The sequence below is a fragment of the Gimesia sp. genome (assembly GCF_048262075.1).
Lineage (GTDB): Bacteria > Planctomycetota > Planctomycetia > Planctomycetales > Planctomycetaceae > Gimesia.
Genome location: NZ_JBLXFK010000006.1, coordinates 193,912 through 216,167 on the forward strand (window position 1 = coordinate 193,912; position 22,256 = coordinate 216,167).

At 51.2% G+C, this 22,256-nt stretch carries 17 protein-coding genes; 1 reads left to right on the plus strand and 16 read right to left on the minus strand.

Annotation, left to right across the window (positions count from 1 at the left end):
• Positions 1 to 34: 34 nt before the first annotated feature.
• The 16 genes from ACN0YH_RS14105 to ACN0YH_RS14180 all read right to left on the minus strand — a co-directional run bounded on the left by ACN0YH_RS14105 (position 35) and on the right by ACN0YH_RS14180 (position 21,182).
• Complete coding sequence (locus ACN0YH_RS14105) at positions 35 to 1,603, minus strand: PilW family protein (RefSeq protein WP_417380210.1); 1,569 nt, start codon at positions 1,601 to 1,603, stop codon at positions 35 to 37.
• Between the two features lie 44 nt (positions 1,604 to 1,647).
• Positions 1,648 to 2,988 (minus strand): type IV pilus modification PilV family protein, encoded by a 1,341-nt coding sequence (locus tag ACN0YH_RS14110; RefSeq protein WP_417380211.1) that lies wholly within the window; start codon positions 2,986 to 2,988, stop codon positions 1,648 to 1,650.
• Entirely contained in the window at positions 2,985 to 4,331 is a 1,347-nt protein-coding gene (locus tag ACN0YH_RS14115) for a pilus assembly FimT family protein (protein WP_417380212.1), read from the minus strand. Before ACN0YH_RS14115 ends, ACN0YH_RS14110 begins: the two co-directional genes overlap by 4 nt.
• A gap of 4 nt (positions 4,332 to 4,335) precedes the next feature.
• Positions 4,336 to 5,376 carry a type II secretion system protein gene (locus tag ACN0YH_RS14120; protein ID WP_417380213.1) on the minus strand — a complete coding sequence of 347 codons (1,041 nt, stop codon included), beginning with the start codon at positions 5,374 to 5,376 and terminating at the stop codon, positions 4,336 to 4,338.
• A gap of 35 nt (positions 5,377 to 5,411) precedes the next feature.
• Positions 5,412 to 6,335 carry a prepilin-type N-terminal cleavage/methylation domain-containing protein gene (locus ACN0YH_RS14125; protein WP_417380214.1) on the minus strand — a complete coding sequence of 308 codons (924 nt, stop codon included), beginning with the start codon at positions 6,333 to 6,335 and terminating at the stop codon, positions 5,412 to 5,414.
• 240 nt (positions 6,336 to 6,575) lie between these two features.
• A complete protein-coding gene (locus tag ACN0YH_RS14130; protein WP_417380215.1) occupies positions 6,576 to 7,841 on the minus strand; it encodes a type II secretion system F family protein in 1,266 nt (421 codons plus the stop codon).
• A gap of 67 nt (positions 7,842 to 7,908) precedes the next feature.
• The gene (locus ACN0YH_RS14135) at positions 7,909 to 9,615 is read right to left on the minus strand and encodes a GspE/PulE family protein (protein ID WP_417380216.1); all 1,707 of its coding nucleotides are present in this window, start codon (positions 9,613 to 9,615) and stop codon (positions 7,909 to 7,911) included.
• A gap of 75 nt (positions 9,616 to 9,690) precedes the next feature.
• Entirely contained in the window at positions 9,691 to 10,809 is a 1,119-nt protein-coding gene (locus tag ACN0YH_RS14140) for a type IV pilus twitching motility protein PilT (RefSeq protein ID WP_417380217.1), read from the minus strand.
• 399 nt (positions 10,810 to 11,208) lie between these two features.
• Positions 11,209 to 12,912, minus strand: a complete 1,704-nt coding sequence (locus ACN0YH_RS14145; protein ID WP_417380218.1) for a GspE/PulE family protein — start codon at positions 12,910 to 12,912, stop codon at positions 11,209 to 11,211.
• Between the two features lie 475 nt (positions 12,913 to 13,387).
• Complete coding sequence (locus ACN0YH_RS14150) at positions 13,388 to 14,563, minus strand: aminotransferase class V-fold PLP-dependent enzyme (protein ID WP_417380219.1); 1,176 nt, start codon at positions 14,561 to 14,563, stop codon at positions 13,388 to 13,390.
• Positions 14,564 to 14,590: 27 nt separating this feature from the next.
• Entirely contained in the window at positions 14,591 to 15,592 is a 1,002-nt protein-coding gene (gene moaA, locus ACN0YH_RS14155; protein ID WP_417380220.1) for a GTP 3',8-cyclase MoaA, read from the minus strand.
• 93 nt (positions 15,593 to 15,685) lie between these two features.
• Positions 15,686 to 16,120, minus strand: coding sequence for a molybdenum cofactor biosynthesis protein MoaE (locus tag ACN0YH_RS14160; protein ID WP_417380221.1), 435 nt, complete (start codon positions 16,118 to 16,120; stop codon positions 15,686 to 15,688).
• Between the two features lie 36 nt (positions 16,121 to 16,156).
• Positions 16,157 to 16,411: a MoaD/ThiS family protein gene (locus tag ACN0YH_RS14165; RefSeq protein ID WP_417380222.1), complete on the minus strand. Its 255-nt coding sequence runs from the start codon at positions 16,409 to 16,411 to the stop codon at positions 16,157 to 16,159.
• Positions 16,408 to 19,389: an anaerobic glycerol-3-phosphate dehydrogenase subunit C gene (locus ACN0YH_RS14170; protein WP_417380223.1), complete on the minus strand. Its 2,982-nt coding sequence runs from the start codon at positions 19,387 to 19,389 to the stop codon at positions 16,408 to 16,410. Before ACN0YH_RS14170 ends, ACN0YH_RS14165 begins: the two co-directional genes overlap by 4 nt.
• A 231-nt stretch (positions 19,390 to 19,620) precedes the next feature.
• Positions 19,621 to 20,655 carry an alpha/beta hydrolase family protein gene (locus tag ACN0YH_RS14175; protein ID WP_417380224.1) on the minus strand — a complete coding sequence of 345 codons (1,035 nt, stop codon included), beginning with the start codon at positions 20,653 to 20,655 and terminating at the stop codon, positions 19,621 to 19,623.
• A 38-nt stretch (positions 20,656 to 20,693) separates the two neighbouring features.
• Complete coding sequence (locus tag ACN0YH_RS14180; RefSeq protein WP_417380225.1) at positions 20,694 to 21,182, minus strand: hypothetical protein; 489 nt, start codon at positions 21,180 to 21,182, stop codon at positions 20,694 to 20,696.
• A 132-nt stretch (positions 21,183 to 21,314) separates the two neighbouring features.
• Here ACN0YH_RS14180 and mazG point away from each other — a divergent pair, with 132 nt between their 5' ends.
• Positions 21,315 to 22,253: a nucleoside triphosphate pyrophosphohydrolase gene (gene mazG, locus ACN0YH_RS14185; protein ID WP_417380226.1), complete on the plus strand. Its 939-nt coding sequence runs from the start codon at positions 21,315 to 21,317 to the stop codon at positions 22,251 to 22,253.
• The last annotated feature ends 3 nt before the right edge of the window (positions 22,254 to 22,256 follow it).

Here is a 22,256-nt window from a genome sequence, read left to right on the forward strand (position 1 = left end):
TGGGGAAAAGTGCCTGCTGTGGTATCTTAAACGTTTATTCGTCACTCTTATTTCTGAGTGGATGAATCAGTGTCATTTGTCTGACCTGACCGGAAGTCGGGTCTTCATAGCGAATTAAAATGCGAATGGCTGATAATGGTGACGCACGTGGAACCGGGCTTTGATTCACAACATCATACTCCGGTGTCTGTGCTAAGTATTCTAAAACAGATTTATCTGACAACATCGGATAAGGTGGATCTCCATCCCCGCCTGCGGATTCAGCCCGGACATGCCAGGTATCAAACACATTTTTCCAGACATTGTTTCCGTGTTCCACGTTTTGTTTGGCTCCCGCTGCGAAGCGGACTGCGGCGGAACCCCCAATGTCCACAAAATCCTGGGCCCCGTCATCAAAGAGTTTGATATCAAATGAACGCACGTTGGAGAGTACCAGGTCTTCGGAGCGACGCGTGCCGTTGCGTAATAAATCGACTACGCGGTCCTCTTGATTAAGCAGCAGGCTGGGACCGGCAGGATCCATGGGATTACCGCCTCCGCCAATAGAAGAATGCATAGAATTGTGTGGATAATTAAAATTACGGTGTGAAGTTTCTTCATGTGTAAATCGGCCGAGAAACAGCTGCTTGGTGGAATCTGCAGAGCTGGGAACAAATTCCCGCGAAAGCCCCCCCAGGGTATCATCGTGATTAAACCCGAAACGATATTTGGGTATTCCCAGAGGGAACAGTACACTGGTATCATTATTATTCAAATCATTCAGGTCGTGGAAGCGGGCATAAACATTCCCACTGTTGTCAATAAAAGCGGAGAAATCAAAGTCGCGCCAGAAATTGTCATCGACGCTGTAACTTTCTCCGTAGAGCGGATTGGGTGGACTACCGGTCCGCTGAAAAAACGGTGAACTGCTTGAGTCAGAAGAGATGGGTTGCGTGTTCTGTGTACTGGAGAGTGCTAACGGTTCGCGGATCAGCATGATACGACGATAGAGGTTACTGCCTCGCAGGAAGTAACAGACTTCCGCTGCAGAAGACTGTGATGCTCCATCAGCGGTGATGCGTCCATCGTCGGCTTCAGGCTGATTGGGATGATTGCGCAGCAGGGTCCCGCTATCCAGTGTGCGGCTACTGAGATCGGTAGCCCGACCGTAGTAAAAATCTTCGGTATCTCCCTGATCCGGATTGGCAAAACGCGAGACTGTGAATTGCAGAAAATCATCCGTGTCATCGTTGGGATCGTTCTCTGAAATATAAAAGTAGCCTCGTCGATCTTCTTCATGAAAAGCCGGATTACGGGGATCATCTGGTGTCGGTATAAATGATACGTCATTCGCAAAGGGGAGCAGGTACTGAAACGAACGGTTATCCAAGTCGGCCTGTAAAACAGTGACCAGCAGACGTTCGCGCTGATCGTTTTCGGAAATCCCCCGCTGGGTGGTCATCGAACCGGACAAAATCTGGAAGATCTCGGTAAACATCAGCATCATGAGCAGAACCAGGGCCACGGATACGATCATTTCAATGAGCGTAAAACCAGTGTGGAACGCAGCGGAACTGCGATCAGACTGCCTGTTCTGGATTCGATTTGATGTTTTCGGTTTCATAAAACACTTCACTTTACTACGGCCCGGGAGATGTTACCTGTTGTTTATCTTGCTTTGTTTCCCAGGGGATAAACCTGTACGACATTCGGCATCACAATCAGGCCAGCGACGGGTGTGTCAGCACTGCTGGGATTGTTGATGGACTGGATAATGGGCTGATCCAGAATCAAGTCGGCAGTGGTGGCACCAGGGGCCTCGGCTGCTTCCTCATCGACAATCTGCTGAATCCGATACCAGCGGGCATTGATGGCGTCGAAGACGTACCCTCCCTTTTTCAGGTTTGGTCTATCGACATTGGTATTGTAACGTAGCTTGAAGGCACGCCGCCGATAGTCATCGGACCCGGGCCAGCCTGCTTCGCCTGCATATTCATCGGTGTTACCACCATCGTCCTTATCCCCGTCGTCATCTACGCCAGCAAATCCCCAGGCACCATCCGCACCAGGGAGCCATTCCGCCACAAAGTTTTCAACCTGATGGATGGCTTCAGATTCCGGAGAAAAATTACGACGGTGGAACACCACAACATCAACAGAAGCGACATCGGTAGCAATCGAACGACGGACGGTTAACAGGTAGGAATATTGTGTACTCAGTACTTCAATCCGAAATTTGGCGATGCTGGTATAGAGCCCGTTATCGGGAAGTGGAGGACTGAAACTGACATCGAAAGTCTTAGACCCTGAGTTCCTACTCACACCGGTAATCGTACGCGTCTGAACCTGCTTGCCTGTAGTATCATAAATCAGAATCCGGCTCCCACTTGCAGCATCTGTCAGAGTGGCCTGCAATTCTGCCAAGGTATTAGTACCGGTGGGGTTATCGCCGTAATTAAAATCAGCATCAGGAATGGTAATCGTATCTCCTACACCATTGATACTATTAGGAATCCCTTCAAACAACAGAGACCAGTTGTCCTGCTGTGAGAAGAAATTGGTCGCCTGTAATTGCGAAGTCAGGCCGGCGTCATAGCGGGGAATGCGGGTCACCGGACTGCTGGAACCGTCGTTACCGAAGCTGCCTTCCAGTCCGGTACCATCCGATGAGGCGTAATAGCTGCCGATGGGATCGACGATGTATTTCCGGTTTCTGCGCTGATGGGCGATTTGTCCATCAGCATTTAAGGTGCCATCGGGATCAAATACAAAACGCTGCGGGAACGCATCGATCAACGCTTCGGCATTATAACGCAGTACGGTTGCGTTCGTGAGCTTGGTTGCCTGTATTCCCCGAACAATCGAAATCGGGAACAGGGACGCCAGTGAAACGACGCCAATGCTCATGATCATGACAGACATGAGAACTTCCATCAGGGTGACACCGGCCCGCGAAACGGACAGAAATCCAACAGGTGTCTTGCAGGTTTTCAGACGAAATGTTTTCATTTGGCTGTCTCCCCTGTTTCTGCATAGTAGAACACATCAGGGGAAACAATCCCTGGCTGATCGAAGTGGAGGGGATAGGCACTGACATTCCCGGTTCGCGTAAAGATTGTTAACAGAGAAGGTGTCGTATTCAGCTCTGTTCTCCAGACAGCACCATTGTCTGTTACAGTTGCTCCCTCTACTCTCGCAGCTGCTGTCAGAAAGACAGAGGGATCAGCACCGCTTTGTCCCGAAGTAGTACATACAAACGCTCGATCGTAGGGGGTGAACTCGTAAGTTCCTCGTGCGGGGAGCAGAACTCGATCCCCGTCTGCATAGTTGACGCCACGACGCCAGCCCGACCGAATATTCTCAAGTGTATCAACGACAAAGTGAATTTTGCCGCCTCCTGCTTCACTGCCGGATACGGTACCACGAGGAGAAAACATCAGATCTAAATGGCTGGAATAAAGGCGATAGTCATCGGTGCCTGGCCAGAGTAATTCGCCGTCATCGTCGGCACCTCCACTGCTGTCATCATCGATACCGGCTTTACCGGGGGAACCATCCTCGCCTTCTGAAACTCCGGTTACCCTCCAACTGACGGGCAGATAGGAACGATCCAGATCAATCCCGGCGTTGTTGGGCAGAAGTGTGGGCTCTTCGCCTGACAGTACCACGGGAGGCAGTTCAAGCAGATAAGTGGAAGGTCCACTGCCGGGTGCGAATGCCACGACTTGACTGGGATCGGACGTTCCCGGATCACGGTAGGCTGTGGTCAGCCGCAGTACAACATCGGTTTTGTAATTATATTCATTCGGTGCAGGAGATGAAGGGATAAGGGGAACGGGTTCGGAAACCGGTGAATTGTCCAGATCAACGGTGTACCAGGAACCACTCTCATCGCCGGGTATTTTAATGCGTGCGCCATTTTTCAACTGCCCGCGGGTATAGAGGAACCTCCAGTCAGTTCCTTCGCCACGGACATGCAGGGTGGTATCCGGAACACTGTCTGAATTCGTATCAATACGTTCCAGGCGAATGACTCCCTGATTCCAGTCGGGGCTGGGGGCGATGTAAATCATGCTGGTGACAGCGGTCGGATTATTGGGATCCACCAGAAAGCGGACACCCCGCGGCTCTTTGGCGTAGATGGCGCGGTCACGGGCTCCTGCGAGGTACGACTGCACCTGGCGTGAGGCGCCACGGGTGACGTCGCTGGTGAGTGCGAAGTTGATCGAAGACACCGTCATGACAACCAGGATTGCCATAATCGAAATCACGACCAGCAACTCGACAAGCGTAAAGCCGGGCCGACGCGAAGATCGCTGAGTGAACTGATTGTTCGTGTGAAAGGCTGGCATAAGTTTACCTTCCTCCGGCTCGTTGATTGTGATTGGTGATGTTATCGAATACGCCGTCCACAATAGGGAGAACAGGCTGTGCCAAGACCCCATTGTTGGTTTCATCGTGCGGCTCATACAGCCCAAGAACACCATCTTCCCCGGCAGAAATGATCAGAGGCATCCAAAAGGTATTCATCGTGGCATATTGCCCGGTAGTGTAAACAGAATTATTGTTAAACAGAGGAGATAAGATACTCCCCGAACGGTCATTTTCGTGTTGAAGCCGCCCCTGTGGATCATCTGCATCGACGTTTAATGGATCGGCTTCATTGAAGTCGGAAGCGGGTACAGGAGGCAGCCCGCTAAAGAAATAACCGGCAACGGTGCGGTTGATAGTTGAACCATCCGGCTTGATCAGGCGCGTGGGCCAGCGGTAAAAGCGGAGTGGTTTTCTCCAGCCATCCACAAATTCATTCAGGCCATCGCCGTCGGTATCGGCGACTTCATTTGTGGTGAAGGAATCTTCCCCCACAGGCGGCACGCCATAAGTTTCATGTTTCGTTAAAACATAGTAGAGGTATTCTGAACTGATACTGGCACCGGCGTCGGAGCCGAGACTTCCTGCGGTTCCCGGGGAAACACCAGACTGGGCATCCATGGCGGCATTGATATCGGAATTCTCAGCGATGTACTGCGGCAGGTTCTCGCGGAAAATATCTTTGCGCACCAGAATTTCCACGACGGGTCTGGGCAGGCCGCGGTATTTTCCATCATTATTCACCAGCGCTGTATATTTCTGCCCGACCAGCGATTCGAGCTGATGTTGATTCTTCGAAGCGTCGAGCGCTTTCCGCATGGCTTCGATGCGATTCAGCATCAGGCCATTGACCTTAACGATGGTCGCCATGGTTGCTTTTTCACGGGCCTTGTTGCCGATGTTACGCACCACGAACGCAGACGTGGCAATCAGAAACAGCAGAATGCCGACGACCATCAACAGTTCGACGATGGTGAAACCGCCGCGCTGAGATCGAACAGATTGTGGAGCTGTTAAACGTCGCATTTTAAAAAACCTGACTTCTTAAAAACAAACCGTGATTACTGCAGAGACCCGCTGACAAAATTCGTAATGTTATCCGCTTCTACACTGCGGTTGCCCGGCAGGTTTTTACCAGGAGTATAATTACCACCAGTTCCTAACTGATAATCAGCGCCTGGTGAAATGATCTGAAATGACTTGGGCTTGTATGGGGGATCACTTGTAGGTGGTGTAGTAGCCGGGTCTCCCAAGCGATAAATGTCAGTCAGAATGGTATTATATTCACCCGAGCGATATCCGCGCCCCCCGTAACTGCTGAGATAAACATAGGGCACCTGCTGACTGGGAAAGGAATCTAAATATTCCGGTGCATTATCACCATCAGTATCGACGAAGCGACTGATATCAAATTCAAAAAAGGGCCCCTGACGACCGGAGTTTGTCGCTGACAATCCGTCCCCAGCAGAATAACCTGGATCGCCCAGAGCATGTCCTGGATTCAAAAAAGGACGTGCGGGGTTCTTAGAGAAACCATAAACCCGGAATTTCCCATCACTGGTTTTTTCATAGACTCCCCCCAAAAAGAAGACAAGACATTCGCCGGCATTCAGCAGAATTGTATCCGAGGTATCGCCATCACCATTAATGTCACAGGAAAGTGAGAAATTATACTGGGGCCACAACTGGCGAATCAGTCCTTTACTGCGCTGATCCCAAGAAGCGGAACCAGATTCATAGAGGATAATTCCACTGGGTGGATCCATGCCGAAGTCGGCTTTAAAGGCGGTTATTGATGCTTCCAGGTTTCCGATTTCCGCACGCACCTGTGCCTGCTGTGCCCGCAGGCGGACAGATCCGATGGCGGGGATGATCAGGCCGAGCAGAATCAGGATGATGACAATTACGATCATCAGTTCGATTAAAGTGAACGCACGCCTGCTGTACTTTGACGCCGAGAGGGTAATTGGCGGCCGACGTTTCATTGTTTACTCCTAACTCTTTACGGAACAACAGTTTGAGATTGGAAAACCCTGTCTGCCAGTGCTTGAGAGTAATTTCAGCAGAGAGTTTTCTACATTATATTAGAGGCAAATTTCATGCCTTGATATCCATGATAAACGTAACCTGTTGTGACTGCTTACTATATTGCTATTTCATTACGTTACAGACAGGTGATTTTGCTGGAAAATACTGTATTATTTTGCAACACCTTATCCAAAACACTACGAAAGATCGTTCAATAGCTTAATTAAGGGCATGAAGAGGGCAATCACGATGAAACCCACAATCAGCCCCAGCACGATGACCATCAGTGGTTCGAGCAGACTCACGAGGGCGTCTACGAGGACGGCTACTTCTTCGTCGTACACGTCGGCGACTTTATAGAGCATATTATCGAGTGCACCGGTCTCTTCACCGACGTCCACCATATTGACCACAATGTCATCGACGATTCTCGCTTCCCTTAAGGGAACCGCCATCGTTTCCCCTTCACGGATCGCGGCGTAAATGGTATCGAACGCGCGCTGGAAGACCATATTTCCTGCGGTATCACGGGCGATGATAATCGCTTCCAGAATGGGAACCCCGGAGGCGATCAGTGTCCCCAGGGTACGGCAGGTACGTGCCGTCACCGACTTACTGATAATCTTCCCTAATAACGGTATGCGCAGCGATATCCAGTCGACCACGAACGCCCCCTTCTTATTCTTCCTCACAATCTTAATGAAGATATAAAAGGCCAGCGGTATCGCCGGGAAGAGGTAAAAGTAGGAGACGACGATATCACTAACCGACATCAGCAACAGGGTAATCCCGGGCAGTTCGGTACCGAAATCCAGAAAGATCTTTTTGAACTTGGGTATGATCCAGTACATGATGAAACCGACAATCAGGCCGGCCACCGTGATCACGGCGACTGGATAGATCATGGCACCTTGCACCTTTTTCTTCAGACTCTGGGCACGTTCTTTGAACTCAGCCAGACGCTGCAGAATGACTTCGAGAGCACCACCGGCCTCCCCGGCTTTCACCATGTTGACGTAGAGATTATCAAAACATTTCGGCTGTTTGGCCATTGCTTCGGAGAGCGTGTTTCCTGATTCAATATCTTCGATCACACCATCCAGAGACGCTTTGAGCGGGCCGGGTTTAGCCTGTGCTTCCAGAATTCGCAGACTTCGCAGGATCGGCAGACCAGCGTCCTGCAGCGTCGACAACTGACGGGTAAAAGTACAGAGCTGTTTAGGCCGCACACCCCCGATGGAGAAGCCCCCTTTTTTGGCACTGGCTTTTTTTGCTGCACCGCCGCCTGCTTTTCCGCCGGCTCCTTTTTTCTGTTTCTTCCCGCGACCTTTTTCGGCAATTTTAGTAACAAAAAAGCCCTTCTCTTTAATGAGTGTCTGCGCATCAGCTTCAGAAGGGGCCTCGATCGTGTCTTTCACTTCGAGTCCAGTATTGTCCATGGCCTCATATTGATAAACCGGCATGGCGTTACTCCGTCAAAAGTCGTCTTAAAAAATGGTTTGTTCTGTTTCTGAGCCAGATGGCTCTCGATTATGCGATGTCTTCCACCACGGTTTCGCGGACCACTTCGTCAATCGTGGTGACGCCGTCAAAAATCAGTTTCAGCCCCGCTTCACGGAGAGTGGTCATCCCCTGGCTGCGGGCCATGTTGCGTATATCATCCACCGAAGCATCTTCGGTAATCAGGTCGCGAATTTCATCGGTGACATCCATGAGTTCATACAGGCCGGTACGACCTTTGTAGCCCGAGTTATTACAGGTCGCACAACCTTTGCCATAATAGAAGCTGTACTGGCGGGCCTGTTCAATCGGGAGCTGCAGTTCCATCAACAGCTCATCACTGGGTTCAAATTCGGTCCGGCATTCCTTACAGATCGTACGCACCAGGCGTTGTGCCTGAATGGCTTCCACGGTTGCAGTGATAAGGAACTTGGGAATATCCATATCGCGCAGACGTGTAATTGCTGAGGGCGCGTCGTTGGTATGCAGCGTGCTGAATACCAGGTGGCCTGTCAGAGCCGACTGCACGGCGATTTCTGCGGTTTCAAAGTCGCGAATTTCGCCGATCAGAATCTGGTCGGGATCGTGTCGCAAAATTGCCCGCAGAACAGAAGCAAAGGTGACCTGAATATCGGGATTCACGGGAACCTGAATCAAACCATCGATATCGTATTCGATGGGATCTTCGGTCGTAATAATTTTTTCTTCGATGACGTTGAGTTCATTCAAAGCGGAATACAGGGTTGTGGTCTTGCCGCTTCCCGTGGGTCCGGTCACCAGTACAATCCCGTTGGGGCGGTGAATCATTTCCCGGAAGCGTGACAGAGTGGTGGGATCCATGCCGATCTTATTGAGGTCCAGCTGCACCACGGTTCGGTCCAGCACCCGCATAACAACCGCTTCGCCAAAGAGGGTAGGCAGCACACTGACGCGCAAGTCAACCGGGTTACCACCAACGTTCAGTTCGATACGACCGTCCTGCGGCATACGGCGTTCTGCAATATCCAGGTCAGCCATAATTTTCACACGCGAGACAATGGCATTGGCCAGGTGGCGTGGTGGTGGCACCATTTCATAGAGCACGCCATCGGCACGCACGCGAATCTTGAATTCGTCTTCGAAGGGTTCCAGGTGGATGTCGCTTGCCTGGTCTTTAATCGCCAGCAGCATTACCATGTTCAACAGTTTTCGGATAGGAGCGGCGTCGGCAACTTCTTCAGAAGAAGAGAGGTCATAAACATTTTTTGTTTTATGCTCCCCCAGTTCGTCTTCCATGGCACCGATGACATCTTCAATGCTGTCCTGATGCTCCGCGTAGTGGCGGGTAATCGCTTCTTCCACATCTTTCAGATTGGAAACGGCGCCCCGGACATCATACCCGAGAAAATTACGCAGGTCGTCCAGCGCAGCTACATTCTGGGGATCTGCCATCGCGACGGTGAGTACGCCATCTTTCAGCGAAACCGGCATAATCTTGTAGATGGAAGCCATCGTTTCGGGCACGAGCTCGAGCACCTTGGAAGGGATGTTGGTCTCTTCCAGCTCAATGACGGGCATCCCCCACTGCTCAGCGAGTGCCTGCGTGACCTGCTCATCAGTCACCAGCCCCATGCGGATGCCGACCTGACCGATGACCTCACCCGGGCTCTGCTTCTGCTCTTCCAGGATATCCCATAACTGGTCTTCTGAAATATATCCCAGATCGACCATGATTTGACCAAGGCGTCTCGCTGCCATGTATGCCTACCTTTTCAGTTTGATTTTTCTTTCCGAAATGACTGACGCGACCTGGTGCATCCCTGCTCCCGATCATTAATTTTCAAAATCATCATCCTCATCTTCATCCTCATCTTCGAGCAGTCCCTTCTTGGCCATGGCGATTTTGGCTTTGAGCTCGCCGGGATTATTCGACCGCATCACGACATCTTTTTCCTCGCAGAGCCCATCGCGCCAGAGATTAAACAGCGCGTCATCCAACAGCTGCATACCGAACTTTCGTCCGGTCTGAATACTGGAGTTAATACGATAGGTTTTGGCTTCACGAATCAGGTTGGCGATCGCCGGTGTGACTACCAGCATCTCATACGCGGCCACCAGGCCTTTTGGTTTTTTCGGCATGAGAGCCTGGCTGAGAATGCCGATAATAGACGAGGAGAGCTGAGTTCGAATCTGGTCCTGCTGACTGGTGGGAAACACGTCGATAATACGGTCAACCGTCCCCTGGGCTCCTGTTGTATGCAATGTCCCGAACACGATGTGCCCGGTTTCCGCCGCAGTAATCGCAGCGGAAATGGTTTCCAGGTCACGCATTTCCCCCACCAGGATTACATCGGGGTCCTGTCGCAGAGCACGCCGTAACGCTTCGGGGAATGTAGGTACATCGACGCCAATTTCCCGCTGGTTGATCGTGGATTTATTATGCTGATGATAATATTCAATGGGGTCTTCCATCGTGATGATATGATGGTCCATCGTATTATTCATGTGGTTGATCATACTGGCCAGACTGGTTGTCTTACCACTACCCGTCGGTCCTGTTACCAGGAACAGGCCACGCGGGCGTTCGAGCAGATCGGAAATCACCGAAGGCAAGCCCAGTTGCTCGAATGTCAGAAACTCGTTGGGGATTCGGCGTAACACCATGCCGATCTGGCCGCGCTGTTTGAAGACCGAAACCCGAAAGCGGGCTTTTTCACCAAAGGCAAACCCGAAGTCAGTCCCCCCGACCTCCTGCAGTTCCTGCTGGTTTCGTTCGGGTGTGATACTCTTCATCAGGGCGACGGTATCATCGGGCTCCAGGCTTTTGGTTTCAAGACGCACCATGTGTCCACCTACGCGAACAACGGGGGGCTGTCCTGTGGTGATATGCAGGTCACTCACCTTTTCTTTAACGACCGTCTCCAGCAGTTTGTCAATCTGAACTGTTGCCATCCAAAGTACTTTCTGAAAACTCTTTGATTGAAAAGTGAGCGGTCACCGATAGTTCGCGGGAACGAGGATTTGCGCCAGAAGTCTGCATCATTCTTCGATTTGAGTTATTCCATTTCCCAGAACGAATCAGCTCCTGGATCTTTTCCCTGAACAACCGGGTCCAACAAGAATTTAGTGAAACGAAAATCAGTAAAACTAGAGAAATAAAGATAAGACAATTTAGAAATGTAATATGAAATCAGGCCGCTCATTTGGCGTTCCTGACGTAATTATCCGGTATTCTGCTGCAAAACTCAACAAATGCACGAAAATAGATCAAAGTCTTCACATGAAAACAGAGGCTGTTTTTCCAGTGTTCCCCCTGAACGAAACCAATTGAATTCGCTTCTTCTCCCCTGTTTATGACCCTTCCAACCCCTTCGCCAGCTTCATTGCTTCTGACAGAGTCGTGATGCCGAGCAGGGCTTTGTCGGCTGCATCCTCAGCCAGCGATTTCATGCCGTGAAGTCGGGCCTGTCTCCTGATGTTCTGTGCGGCCTCACTGCGGAAAGTCATTTCACGTATAGCGGAATTCATCATCATCAACTCAAAAACGGCTTTACGCCCCTTGTACCCAGTGTGTGAACAGGTGTTACATCCTTTGCCTCGATGATGGATGGCATTCGCAAGCTGACTTTCGGAAAACCCGAGGTACTCGAGTTCGCCAGGATCAGGGACATAAGTTTCCACACATTTACCACAAACAACACGCACCAGACGTTGCGCCATTACTGCCATTACACTAGAAGCAACGAGGAACGGTTGTACCCCCATATCGATCAATCGTGTAATAGAACCGGGCGCATCGTTCGTGTGTAGCGTACTGAATACCAAGTGTCCTGTCAAAGATGCCTGAATCGCCATCTCTGCCGTTTCCTTGTCTCGAATTTCACCTACCAGAATCACATTCGGTGCCTGTCGTAACATCGCACGAATGATACGAGAAAAATCGAGCCCGATATTATGCTTTACTTCCACCTGATTAATACCGGGCAGATAGTATTCGACCGGGTCTTCCGCCGTGATAATCTTGCGGTCCGGCCGGTTCAGCTCACCGAGGGCACTGTACAAAGTAGTCGTTTTTCCAGACCCCGTGGGACCGGTCACCAGGAAGATACCGTTTGGTCGACGAATGATTGTCTGGAAGCGTCGATAATTCTCTTCCGAAAAGCCGAGGTTACGAATCCCAACCTTAATATTATCTCGGTCCAGAATACGCATGACCACTGCCTGCCCATGGTTGGTCGGCAGAATACTGACTCGTAAGTCATAATCCTTAGAGGCAATTGTGGTTTTAATTCGACCATCCTGAGGACGACGTTTTTCAGCGATGTCCATGGTCGCCATAATTTTGAAACGGGAGACAAGTGCCATCAGCAGGCGGCGGGGAGGACTGTCACGTTCAATCAGTACACCGTCAATCCGGTAACGAATACGAATCCGGTCTTCAAAGGGCTCAACATGAATATCACTGGCCCGCATATTAACAGCTTCACTGATGATCAGGTTTGCCAGCCGAATCACAGGGGCGCTGTCGTCTTCTTCTGCAACGTTATCTGAGGAAGCAAGTTCGGTCGCGGTGATATCAATGGCAGTTTCCGTAAACTCCTTTAACATCGTGTCGACCGACTCGGTTTCACTCTGACCATAATGTCGGTTAATCGCGGCCTGAATCGACTCAATCGGCGCCATGACCACATCAATGTCACGGTTAATAATGAACCGCAATTTATCGAGTACTTCGTATTTCATCGGGTCATGCAAAGCAATCTGCAGCGAATCTCCATCCATCCCCACGGGAATCACGGTATTTTCCCGCGCCATGGATTCCGGTACGAGTTCAATCACGGACTGGGGTATTTCGAGTCCTTCCAGTTCGACGAACTCATATCCATACATGGACGCCTGAGCCTGTGCAATGACTTCGGCTCCTACATATCCCAACTTGACAAGTGCTTCTCCGGGGGAAATTCCCATAGAGCCGGCCAGACTCGAGGCTTCATCCAGCTGCGCCGGACCGAGAAACCCATCATCTACTAACTGCTGCATCCAATCATCGGCCATTCAATTTCTCCACGGAATAGAATCAGTTTTAAACTGCGAGGAGTCTGTTTTTCCCATATCAATCAGCTGGAATCAAGACTCCGGTCAAATCTGGTTTATGAAAATTATATGAACTCCAGGCGGCATTCCACCATTCAGCAGTCCCCTTTCCTGCTGAAACCGTTCGACATACTCATATCAACGGAGTCGAATGCTTTCTGATTTTCCAATGCACGATTGGGGAAATAAGACGTTAGAAATGTCGAGCGAGAATTGTTCAACGTGCCCTGAGCCAAAAGAGCAACTTCCCGGAAACACGTTTTGAATCGCGTTGACGGGAAACTCTATAATCAACCAGAACAGTCTATTTTAATTTTGAGGTAGACGCCAAAGGGTGTCAAGGATGTAAATCACGATACTGATAATACTTGAGAGAGTTTTCACATTCCCCCTTTACAGCAGGATCTCTGCTGCCGAAGTTACTGTCTCTGAAAACTCATCCCGAAAAGGAGTGTGCCAGCTCCTGCATGGCAACAACAGTTGTGTCAATTTGCTCCACTGTTGAAAAAGGCCCGGGACTGAATCGCAGTGTTCCCCCGGCTTCTTTTGAGCCAATACAGGTATGAATTCGTGGCGCGCAATGTAAACCAGCCCGGACCTGAATCCCGAAATTCTCATCCAGAATAGAGGCCAGCACCTGTGGTTCAACGGATTCACTTACCAGACTGACCACACCCACCCGGTTTTCGACCGCAGGGGGCCCGGGCAACTGAAACCCGGGAAGTTGCTGTAGACCTTCCAGAAGTTGTGCGGTTAATTGCTGCTCATGCTGACGGAGTGAAGAGACACCCTGTTCGAGCACATACTCAAGGGAGGCGCGCAATCCAATCAGTCCCGGGGCGTTGTGATTTCCTGATTCGAATTTTTCAGGCATGGAATCTGGTTGTGTTTCTTCTTCACTCTGACTACCAGTTCCCCCCTGGCGTAAGCTCTCGACCTGATCGGCCAGCTCCGCACGCAGATAGACCAACCCTGTCCCCAGCGGGCCCAGCAGTCCTTTATGGCCGGGACACGCCAGAAAATCAACAGGCATGTTAGACACATCCAAAGGCAGATGGCCGGCTGTCTGCGCGGCATCGACCAGAAAGAGCACTTTCGCCTGCCGCGCGATTTCGCCGACTTCATTCACGGGTTGAATGGTGCCCGTCACATTTGAAGCATGATTGAGAATGATAAGTCGCGTGTTTTTTCGAATTGCATCCCGGAATGCCGTCGGTTCGACCAGTCCAGTCTGATCAGCGGGAATGACTGTGGTCTCCAGCCCCCAGTGGTCTTTTAAAGTCTGAAGCGGCCTGAGTACTGAATTGTGTTCCACATCCGAAGTGATGACATGGTCCCCGGGCTGCAACACGCCGTGAATAATCGTATTCAGGCTGTCTGTTCCGTTGAAGGTAAAGGCGATCTCTTCAGGACGCGCTGCCCCCAGCAGCCTGGCAGCGAGTTTTCGACATTGATCAATGGATGTTTGCAGTTCGATGGATTTCCGATACGCTCCCCGACCAACGGGGGCACCGATATTCCGATGATAATGATCCATCGCCGCGTAAACGGAATCTGGCTTGGGAAAACTGGTGGCTGCGTTGTCCAGATAAATCAATGGTCGCTTACTCATGTTTCAGACTCAATCCACTTTCGGTTTTCAGCCACCGATGGAATACATCGGGCGATCCGGCTGAATGAATCGTGCTGTGTTGATCTCATGCCCCTCTTTTTTCGCGGTAATGCTGCTGCGTACTGCCGCGATGATTTCCTCGTCGGGAGCATTCGCATGGAACAGTCCACGGATATCCGTTTCATCCAGGCTGAAAAGACAGTTGCGCAGTTTCCCGTCAGCGGTTAAGCGAAAGCGATTGCAACTCATACAGAACGGGGCACTGATGGAGGAGATGAATCCAATCCGTCCGACGCCATCCTCGAAAACAAAATTGGAAGCGGGTGCACTCTTATCAGGCTGTTCCTCAGATACCAGAGGCATAATCCCCTGCGAAAGGATCTCCTGAATTTCATGGGCGAACAGTACTTTTTCACGTTCCCACTGGTTATCAGCATCCAGAGGCATGAATTCGATAAAACGAATTTCGGCCCCTGTTTCCCGGGCCAGCTTTCCGAAGGGAACGATTTCTTCTTCCGTCAGATTGCGAATAGAAACCGCATTGATTTTCACGGGATCAAAGCCGGCGTCATGGGCAGACTGAATGCCAGCCAGTACTTTTTCGTAATCGTCGCGACGAGTAATCTGTTTGAATTTGGCGGCATTCAGCGCATCCAGGCTGATGTTGATCCGTCTCAAGCCGGCATCATAGAGCTGTTGTGCCTGCCCTGGCAGCAGGATCCCGTTCGTGGTAATGCCAATATCCTTGATACCGGGAATGTCGGCAATCATTTTCACCAGTTCGGGAATGTTTTTTCGAACCAGGGGTTCTCCGCCGGTGAGACGAATTTTGTCGACCCCCAACGGTACCACCAGGCGGATGAAGCGGACGATCTCCTCGAACGACATAATCTTACTGCGATGCACGAACTGCACATCTTCGGAAGGCATGCAATAAAAACAGCGAATATTACAGCGATCGGTTACGCTGATGCGCAGATTATTATGCACACGTCCAAAGGTATCAATCAGTTGAGTCAGATTTTCCATCAGTGCCTCTTACGATCAAAGTGGGAATGCCAGTCTGCTGCATCCCGCTGGTTCTCGACCTCTATTATAGGCAGTCCTAAAACAGAGACTGCTTTATTTTGCTTTGATTTCCGGATGCTCCCATTCGGTTGTGCCATCGGACCAGTTCTCTTTTTTCCAGATGGGCACAATCTCCTTGAGACGATCAATCAGAAAACGTCCTGCTGCAAAGGCTTCTGTTCGATGCGCGGAACTGACGGCGATGGCGACACTGATTTCTCCCAGCGTCAGATGCCCGACCCGATGCTCAATGGCGATCCCGTGGACGTCCCACTGGTCGCGTGCTTCGTCGATTAACTGCTGCATCATCTGATCGGCCATCTCCGGATAGGCTTCGTAGTCCAATGCCACGGTCTGTTTGCCTGCAGTCATTTCACGAACAGTCCCCATAAACAGGACCACGGCGCCACATTCCCTGGAACGCACCTGCTCGGTAATGGCGGCGTAATCGATTGGTTGATCTGTAATGGAAATGGAGTCTGTTTTCATGATTGGAAACCAAAATACCTGGTTGTAAGATTCAATTCAGCCACCACTGACCGGAGGAAAGCAGGCCACTTCCTGTGAAGCCATCAGCAACTGGTCTTCCCCGGCGTAGGCGTTGTCGACGGCGATTAAGAGCTGTCCACTCAATGGTTGTAACTGGGGAACCTGTTCGGCGATCGCCTGTCGCAGACGGGCTACCGTTGTGCCTTCCCCTACCTGGACCGAAATCAAATCGCTGTTTGCCAGTTCGCGAGCCCGGGCAAATAACCTGACCTGAATCTGCTGGACTGTCATGACACTACCAGTTTTTTCTTTTGCGGCTGCAATGCCCGTCCCAGTTCAGGCATCAGTCCATAAGAGAGTGCCAGTAATTTGAGAGGGTGGATGGTGGGAATCCGGCTTTCCTGCTCCATCTGCATTTTGCAACTGCTGCATTCAGTCACACCCGCATGAACGTTTGTTGTTTTCATGTGATCGATCAGCTCCCGACCGATCTGTTTAGAGGTTTCAAAGGTGTCGCGGGCCAGACCATAGGTACCGGCCATGCCCGAACAACCTTTTTCAATTGTATTCACCCGCAGCTCAGGAATCAAAGCGAGAAGCGCATTTAAAGCCGAACGGGAAGATAATGCCTTGATATGACAGGGTGTATGATAGTCCAACTCCAGATCCAGTCTCCCAAAATCGGTCTTTAAACGTTGTTCTGTATATCGTTGCCAGAGGAACGCGCCCGCTTCACTGACCTGTTCGGAAATAATCTGGCTGTCTTCCCCGGGTACCAGCATGGGATACTCCTGCTTCAGGCAGATTGCTGCTGCGGGTTCTGTGCAGATAATCTGATGCCCTTCTTTGGCAAATTCCGCGAGAATCTTGATGTTCTCTTGCGCAAAGCTGCGAGCCGCGATCAAATCGCCGGCGGAAACCATCGCCATTCCCGATGCCAGCTGCTGGGGAGGGACATACACGGGAATCTGATTGTGCTGTAAGACTGCCAGCATCGCATGTGCCAGTTCGGGATCATGATAGTTGGCATAATAGTCGACAAAAAAGATGACCAGATTCGGATCACTGCCTGGACGCGGCCGTTTCAAATATTTCTTGGGGACTGATCTCAAGAATGACCGCCGCGAAAAGAAAGGGAGCTTGCGATCGCGATGAATACCCATCATTTTTTCCATGAGCCAACGCGCAGTCGTATTATTGATCGCCCAGTTCGCGGCCATCGAAAGTGTACTGCCGAATGCGCCGAACGAATGTGCCCGCGACAAGATCCAGTCGGTATGATCCAACCCATTTGCAGAGACATAAGCGGCTTTAGCCTCAATTGCCATCTGAGGAATATTAACGGATGAAGGACAATCCAGCTGGCATTGCTTGCAGTTGAAACAGGTATCTGCCAGATGTTTGGTTTCTGCCGAGGAGAGTTCATTCGGATGCAGTGCACCGGAAAGCAGTCCGCGGAAGAGATTCGCTTTGGCGCGGGGCGAGGCCTCTTCTTCAGGGGCAATCCGAAAGATCGGACACATCCGCGAGCCGGCATCCTGTCGGCGGCAGGAACCACAACCGTTACAGCGTGACGCCTCGTCCTGCAGTTCCTGTGGTGACCAGGCAAGCTGAAGATCGACCAGTTCGGGAAACTTTTCCGGAATCGGTCTTAAATTTCGAATAGTGACATGCGGATCATCGCTGATAATCTTGCCCGGATTGAGTAGATTGTGCGGATCAAAAATATCTTTGACCTCACGAAACACGCGATACAGATCGCCGTACTGAGAACGAATAAACGCAGTCCGTGCCAATCCGTCGCCATGCTCACCGCTGATCGTGCCATTCAGAGCAAATACCGTCTGGTAGAGTTCGCGGGCGATGGTTTCCAGGATAGGTGCATTCCGATCAGTCAACTCTGGTAAAAAGGGACGCAAGTGGATCTGCCCGGAGGCGGCATGGGCATATAAGGTCGCTGTGACCTGATGTTTCTGAAAGACCTTCTGGGCCTTTTGCGAAAATTCATACAGACATTCGGGGGGGACAGCGATATCTTCGACGAACGGTTGAGGCCGAGATTCACCTGACAGGCGACTGAGAGAGGGAACCACTTTCTGTGGCAATGACCAGAGAAAGTCCACCTCGTCCGGCTGATGCGACTCCATGGCGACGACCACACGGGAATTGATATTTTTGACAGCGAGGATCACATTATGCAGTCGCTGTTGCACCTGGGTATCACTGAAGCCCACCTGCTCGACCAGCAATGCTGCTTCGGCTGCCGGGGAGATCAGGGAAGCGAAGCGAGGATCCGCGTCGCGTGCCAGCGACAGCAGCCGCCGATCCAGTAGATCACAGGCCGATGGCTGTTCGGGAATAATCGTCTGTACGGCTTTGATGGCGGAGGCCAGATCTCCGAACAGCAGGAGCGCCACGCCCCGATGCGCGGGCAACGGGGAGACATGTACCAGGGCCGAGGAGAACAGAGCCAGTGTGCCTTCCGATCCCACCAGCATCCGCGCCAGATTCAGATTTTGTCGACCTTTAATTCCTTTGAGAAAATAGCCACTGCAGTTGGGGATCCCGGACCGCTGTTTTTCCTGAATCAATGCGGCGTGATCAGTCAACAGCTTGGAGAGTCTGCTCAAAATCGTACGCTTGGCGTGTTCTCCCCGTGCTTCAGGAGTCGGTTCGCTCAGGAGTGAGGTCCCGGACCCCATGGGAGAAGGCTGGTTCAGAATCGACAGGCTTTCATTTCCGGCTTCGAAACAGGTTCCATCTGCCAGAATCAATTCCAGTCGATTGACATAGTCCCGGGTTGATCCAACACGAATCGCACGAGATCCGGCAGCGTCGATCGCCAGCATACTGCCCAGCGTCGTCACTTCGGTATTGGAGGGATCGGGAGGAAAATAGAGGCCTTGTGTTTTCAGGTAACGATTGAGTTGTGCGTGCACCACCCCCGGTTGAACGTGGACCAGATTATCGCTGATCAACTCAAAAGCATTCATGTAGCGTGCGCAGTCAATGACAATTCCGCTGCCGATGGCATCACCAACCAGACCGGTCCCTGCCCCGCGCGGAATCATGGGGACATTCATTTCAGAAGCGTAGCGGGCAATTGAGATCAGGTCATTACGATCACGGGGAGCGGCAATACACAGTGGAGGCACCTGGTACAGGCTGGCATCACTGGCATAAATTGACAACGCAACGGGATCGCATCGCACATCACCTGCAATCAGACTGGAAAGATCTTCTGCAATTCGTTGCTGTTGACGGTCCAAAGTTACTGGCTCTCAGGTTGAAATATTCGCACGCACATCAAAAGTTTTTGAGGCAGGCTCCATTGTATGCGATTGAAGTACCCTGTTTGAATACTCAATCGACCGAATCAGGCTGTGAGCCTTTGATTCAATTGCCGCTGTGAAAGAATCCTTATAATACACGCAGCCCACAGCCTTTACTCATTCTACCCGGCTAACACCGCTTCACCAGAAAGCCAGATACCATTCGCTTTATCGCGGTTCTGCAGCGTTCTTACTGAAACCAGAAGTATCGCGTGACTGTTTTGACAACCACTCACAGGCGGGTTCCGGCAAGCCTTCATGGCCTCCCTGGAAAATCGTCACGCGTGCATTGCCCGATTTTCGCCTGAGATGGATATCCCGTCCGTAGGTTTCATCGGTCACCTGATCAGTGGGCTGAGGGTTTTTCAGTGTTCCCAGCTCCCACAACTGTTCAATCTCGGCCTCAGACACAGGAGTCGTCTGGTTCTTTTTCGCCAGAACATTAAAGGCATTAATCGTATGCGCGAAGGGGACCGAACCGGTTTTACCATCCGTCACGCCGGCATTGAGATCGAGGGGTAATTCCGTCGCATTTCCGATCCAGTATAAAGGGGAGCGATCGCGGTATTGCACATCAATGGCTTCAGAGGAACCGGGTTTGTCCGTCAAAGATTTTAAGATCATGCGGGCATAATTCTGGGGTACACCGTCTTTCAGATGAAAGCGATACCACTCAGCCAGATCGCTGATACCGACCCAGGCGGAAGCAGCAGAGAAACGATCTGGATGATGACCGGCCATTAACATCGTCATGTGCCCGCCTCCCGAAGAACCAGCCAGGTAAATACGTGACTGGTCTACGTTGTAGTGCTGGATGACATAATCAATGGCATCCAGAATATCCTGTCGTGCCAGTTGAGAACCACAGGCTTCGGGCTGCTGGTTGACGCCCCGAAAATCAGGGTGCAGATAAATCCAGCCGCGCTGTTTGGCTTCTTTCAACCACTTCGCATTATTCTGCTTATAATTGCCACTCCAGGAATGCAGAAAGACAAACAGGGGAGTCGGAGTCGTCTTCGCCGCAGCGGGAGCCCAGAGCAGAGAGGGTTGCAGACTCTGATCCAGACTGCTTTTGACCTGGATGAGCCCCGGCTTTGCCGGTTTCTGTTTCGTTTCAGCGACTTTTTCTGCTGCTGACAGGCATTCCGGATTCAAGAAGCAGGTTCCTGACACGAAGAAAAAAAACAATACGAATTTTGACATGGATGCAGTTTCCTCAGTTCTTTGATACAACACAGTTACTATTTCTCTTCCTGCGATTCTGATTTCTGGTCGGCGTATTCAATTCGGCCCCAGAGGTTTCCGCCTACTTTACCATGCTGCCAGGTACCGGCGTAACGACCTTCGAAGAACATCACACGAGAAGTGAACGTACCCAGTCCGGGGATGGTCATGTTGGTCAGAGAAATGACGGGAGTATCCCCTGCCCAGAAGACATTCAGAGGCATCGGGACGTTGACATCATTCTCGCCGTATTTGATGCGGGCAGTAATCAGCCACTGATCCCCTTGCATTTTTTTCATGGAAGCGATTTCATAGCGTTCTTCGCGGGGTGGTTTGCCGTTCTGTTTTCCATCGACGCTAAAATGCCCCACGAGCGTTGCCCCACTCATCTGCTGTTCCAGCTTTTGTTCCAGTTTCGCCTGTGCGGTTGCGTCTGCCTCCTTCTCCTCAGCCTGTTGAGCCGCAGATACCGTCACAGCTGCCAGCAACAGTACACACGCTGTCATAAAACTTTTCTTGAGAAAACTCATGATTTCGGCCTCTCATTTTCTTTGTGAATTTTCAGAACGAAGTGAATTCGCTACGATACCTTAATCCTACACGATAACCACTCACAGGTGAATCAACCGGTCGAAGATATGACAGAATCTGATCAGCAATCACAGCCTCCTGAAACGACCGGCGCGAAATCACCGCTGCCGGGAACTCCCCCTGATTATAACATCTTAACCCCTGCTTTTGAAAAGCTTTGTGATGTAATCGCCCGTCTGCGTTCACCGGAAGGCTGCCCGTGGGATCGGGAGCAGACTCTGGAAACAATCAAGCCTTATACACTGGAAGAGACCTACGAACTGCTGGAAGCCATCGATTCGGGCAATGATGAGCATATCATTGAAGAACTGGGAGATCTTCTGCTGCAGATTGTACTCGATGCACAGATCGCCGCCGATGAAGGTCGATTTGATTTGACGCATGTCGTTGATCGACTCACTCAGAAAATGATTGAACGCCATCCGCATGTATTCGGCAACGTCGCTGCGGAGACCCCCGAGGAGGTGCGTCGCAACTGGGACCAGATCAAGGAGCAGGAAAAGCAGCGGCGTTCGATCTTTGACGGGCTGCCTGTCGCGCTACCGGCATTGGCCCGCGCTTCCCGTGTGGCAGAGAAAGCAGCCAAGGTGGGATACGATTTCCCGCATCGTGATATGCTGTTTGATAAACTGCGGGAAGAGATTCAGGAACTGGCGGACGAAATTTTCCCCGATGGTCAGATTCCTCACACACGGGCAACGGTTGAGGCAGACATTGTTGCTGATACGGAACTCTCTGATCCGGAACTGCGGGAACGGGTGGAAGGGGAACTGGGAGACATCCTGTTTGTGGTTGCGAATATCGCCCGCCGCTGGAAGATCAATCCCGAGGAAGCACTCCGTAAAAGCAACAGCAAGTTCCAGCAGCGTGTGCAGAAAATTGAACAGGAACTGGAGCGTCATGGTGGTTCCATCCAGGAAGCATCGCTGCAGGAAATGGAGCAGATCTATCAGTCGGTCAAGCAACAGGAAAAGCAGAACTCCTGATAC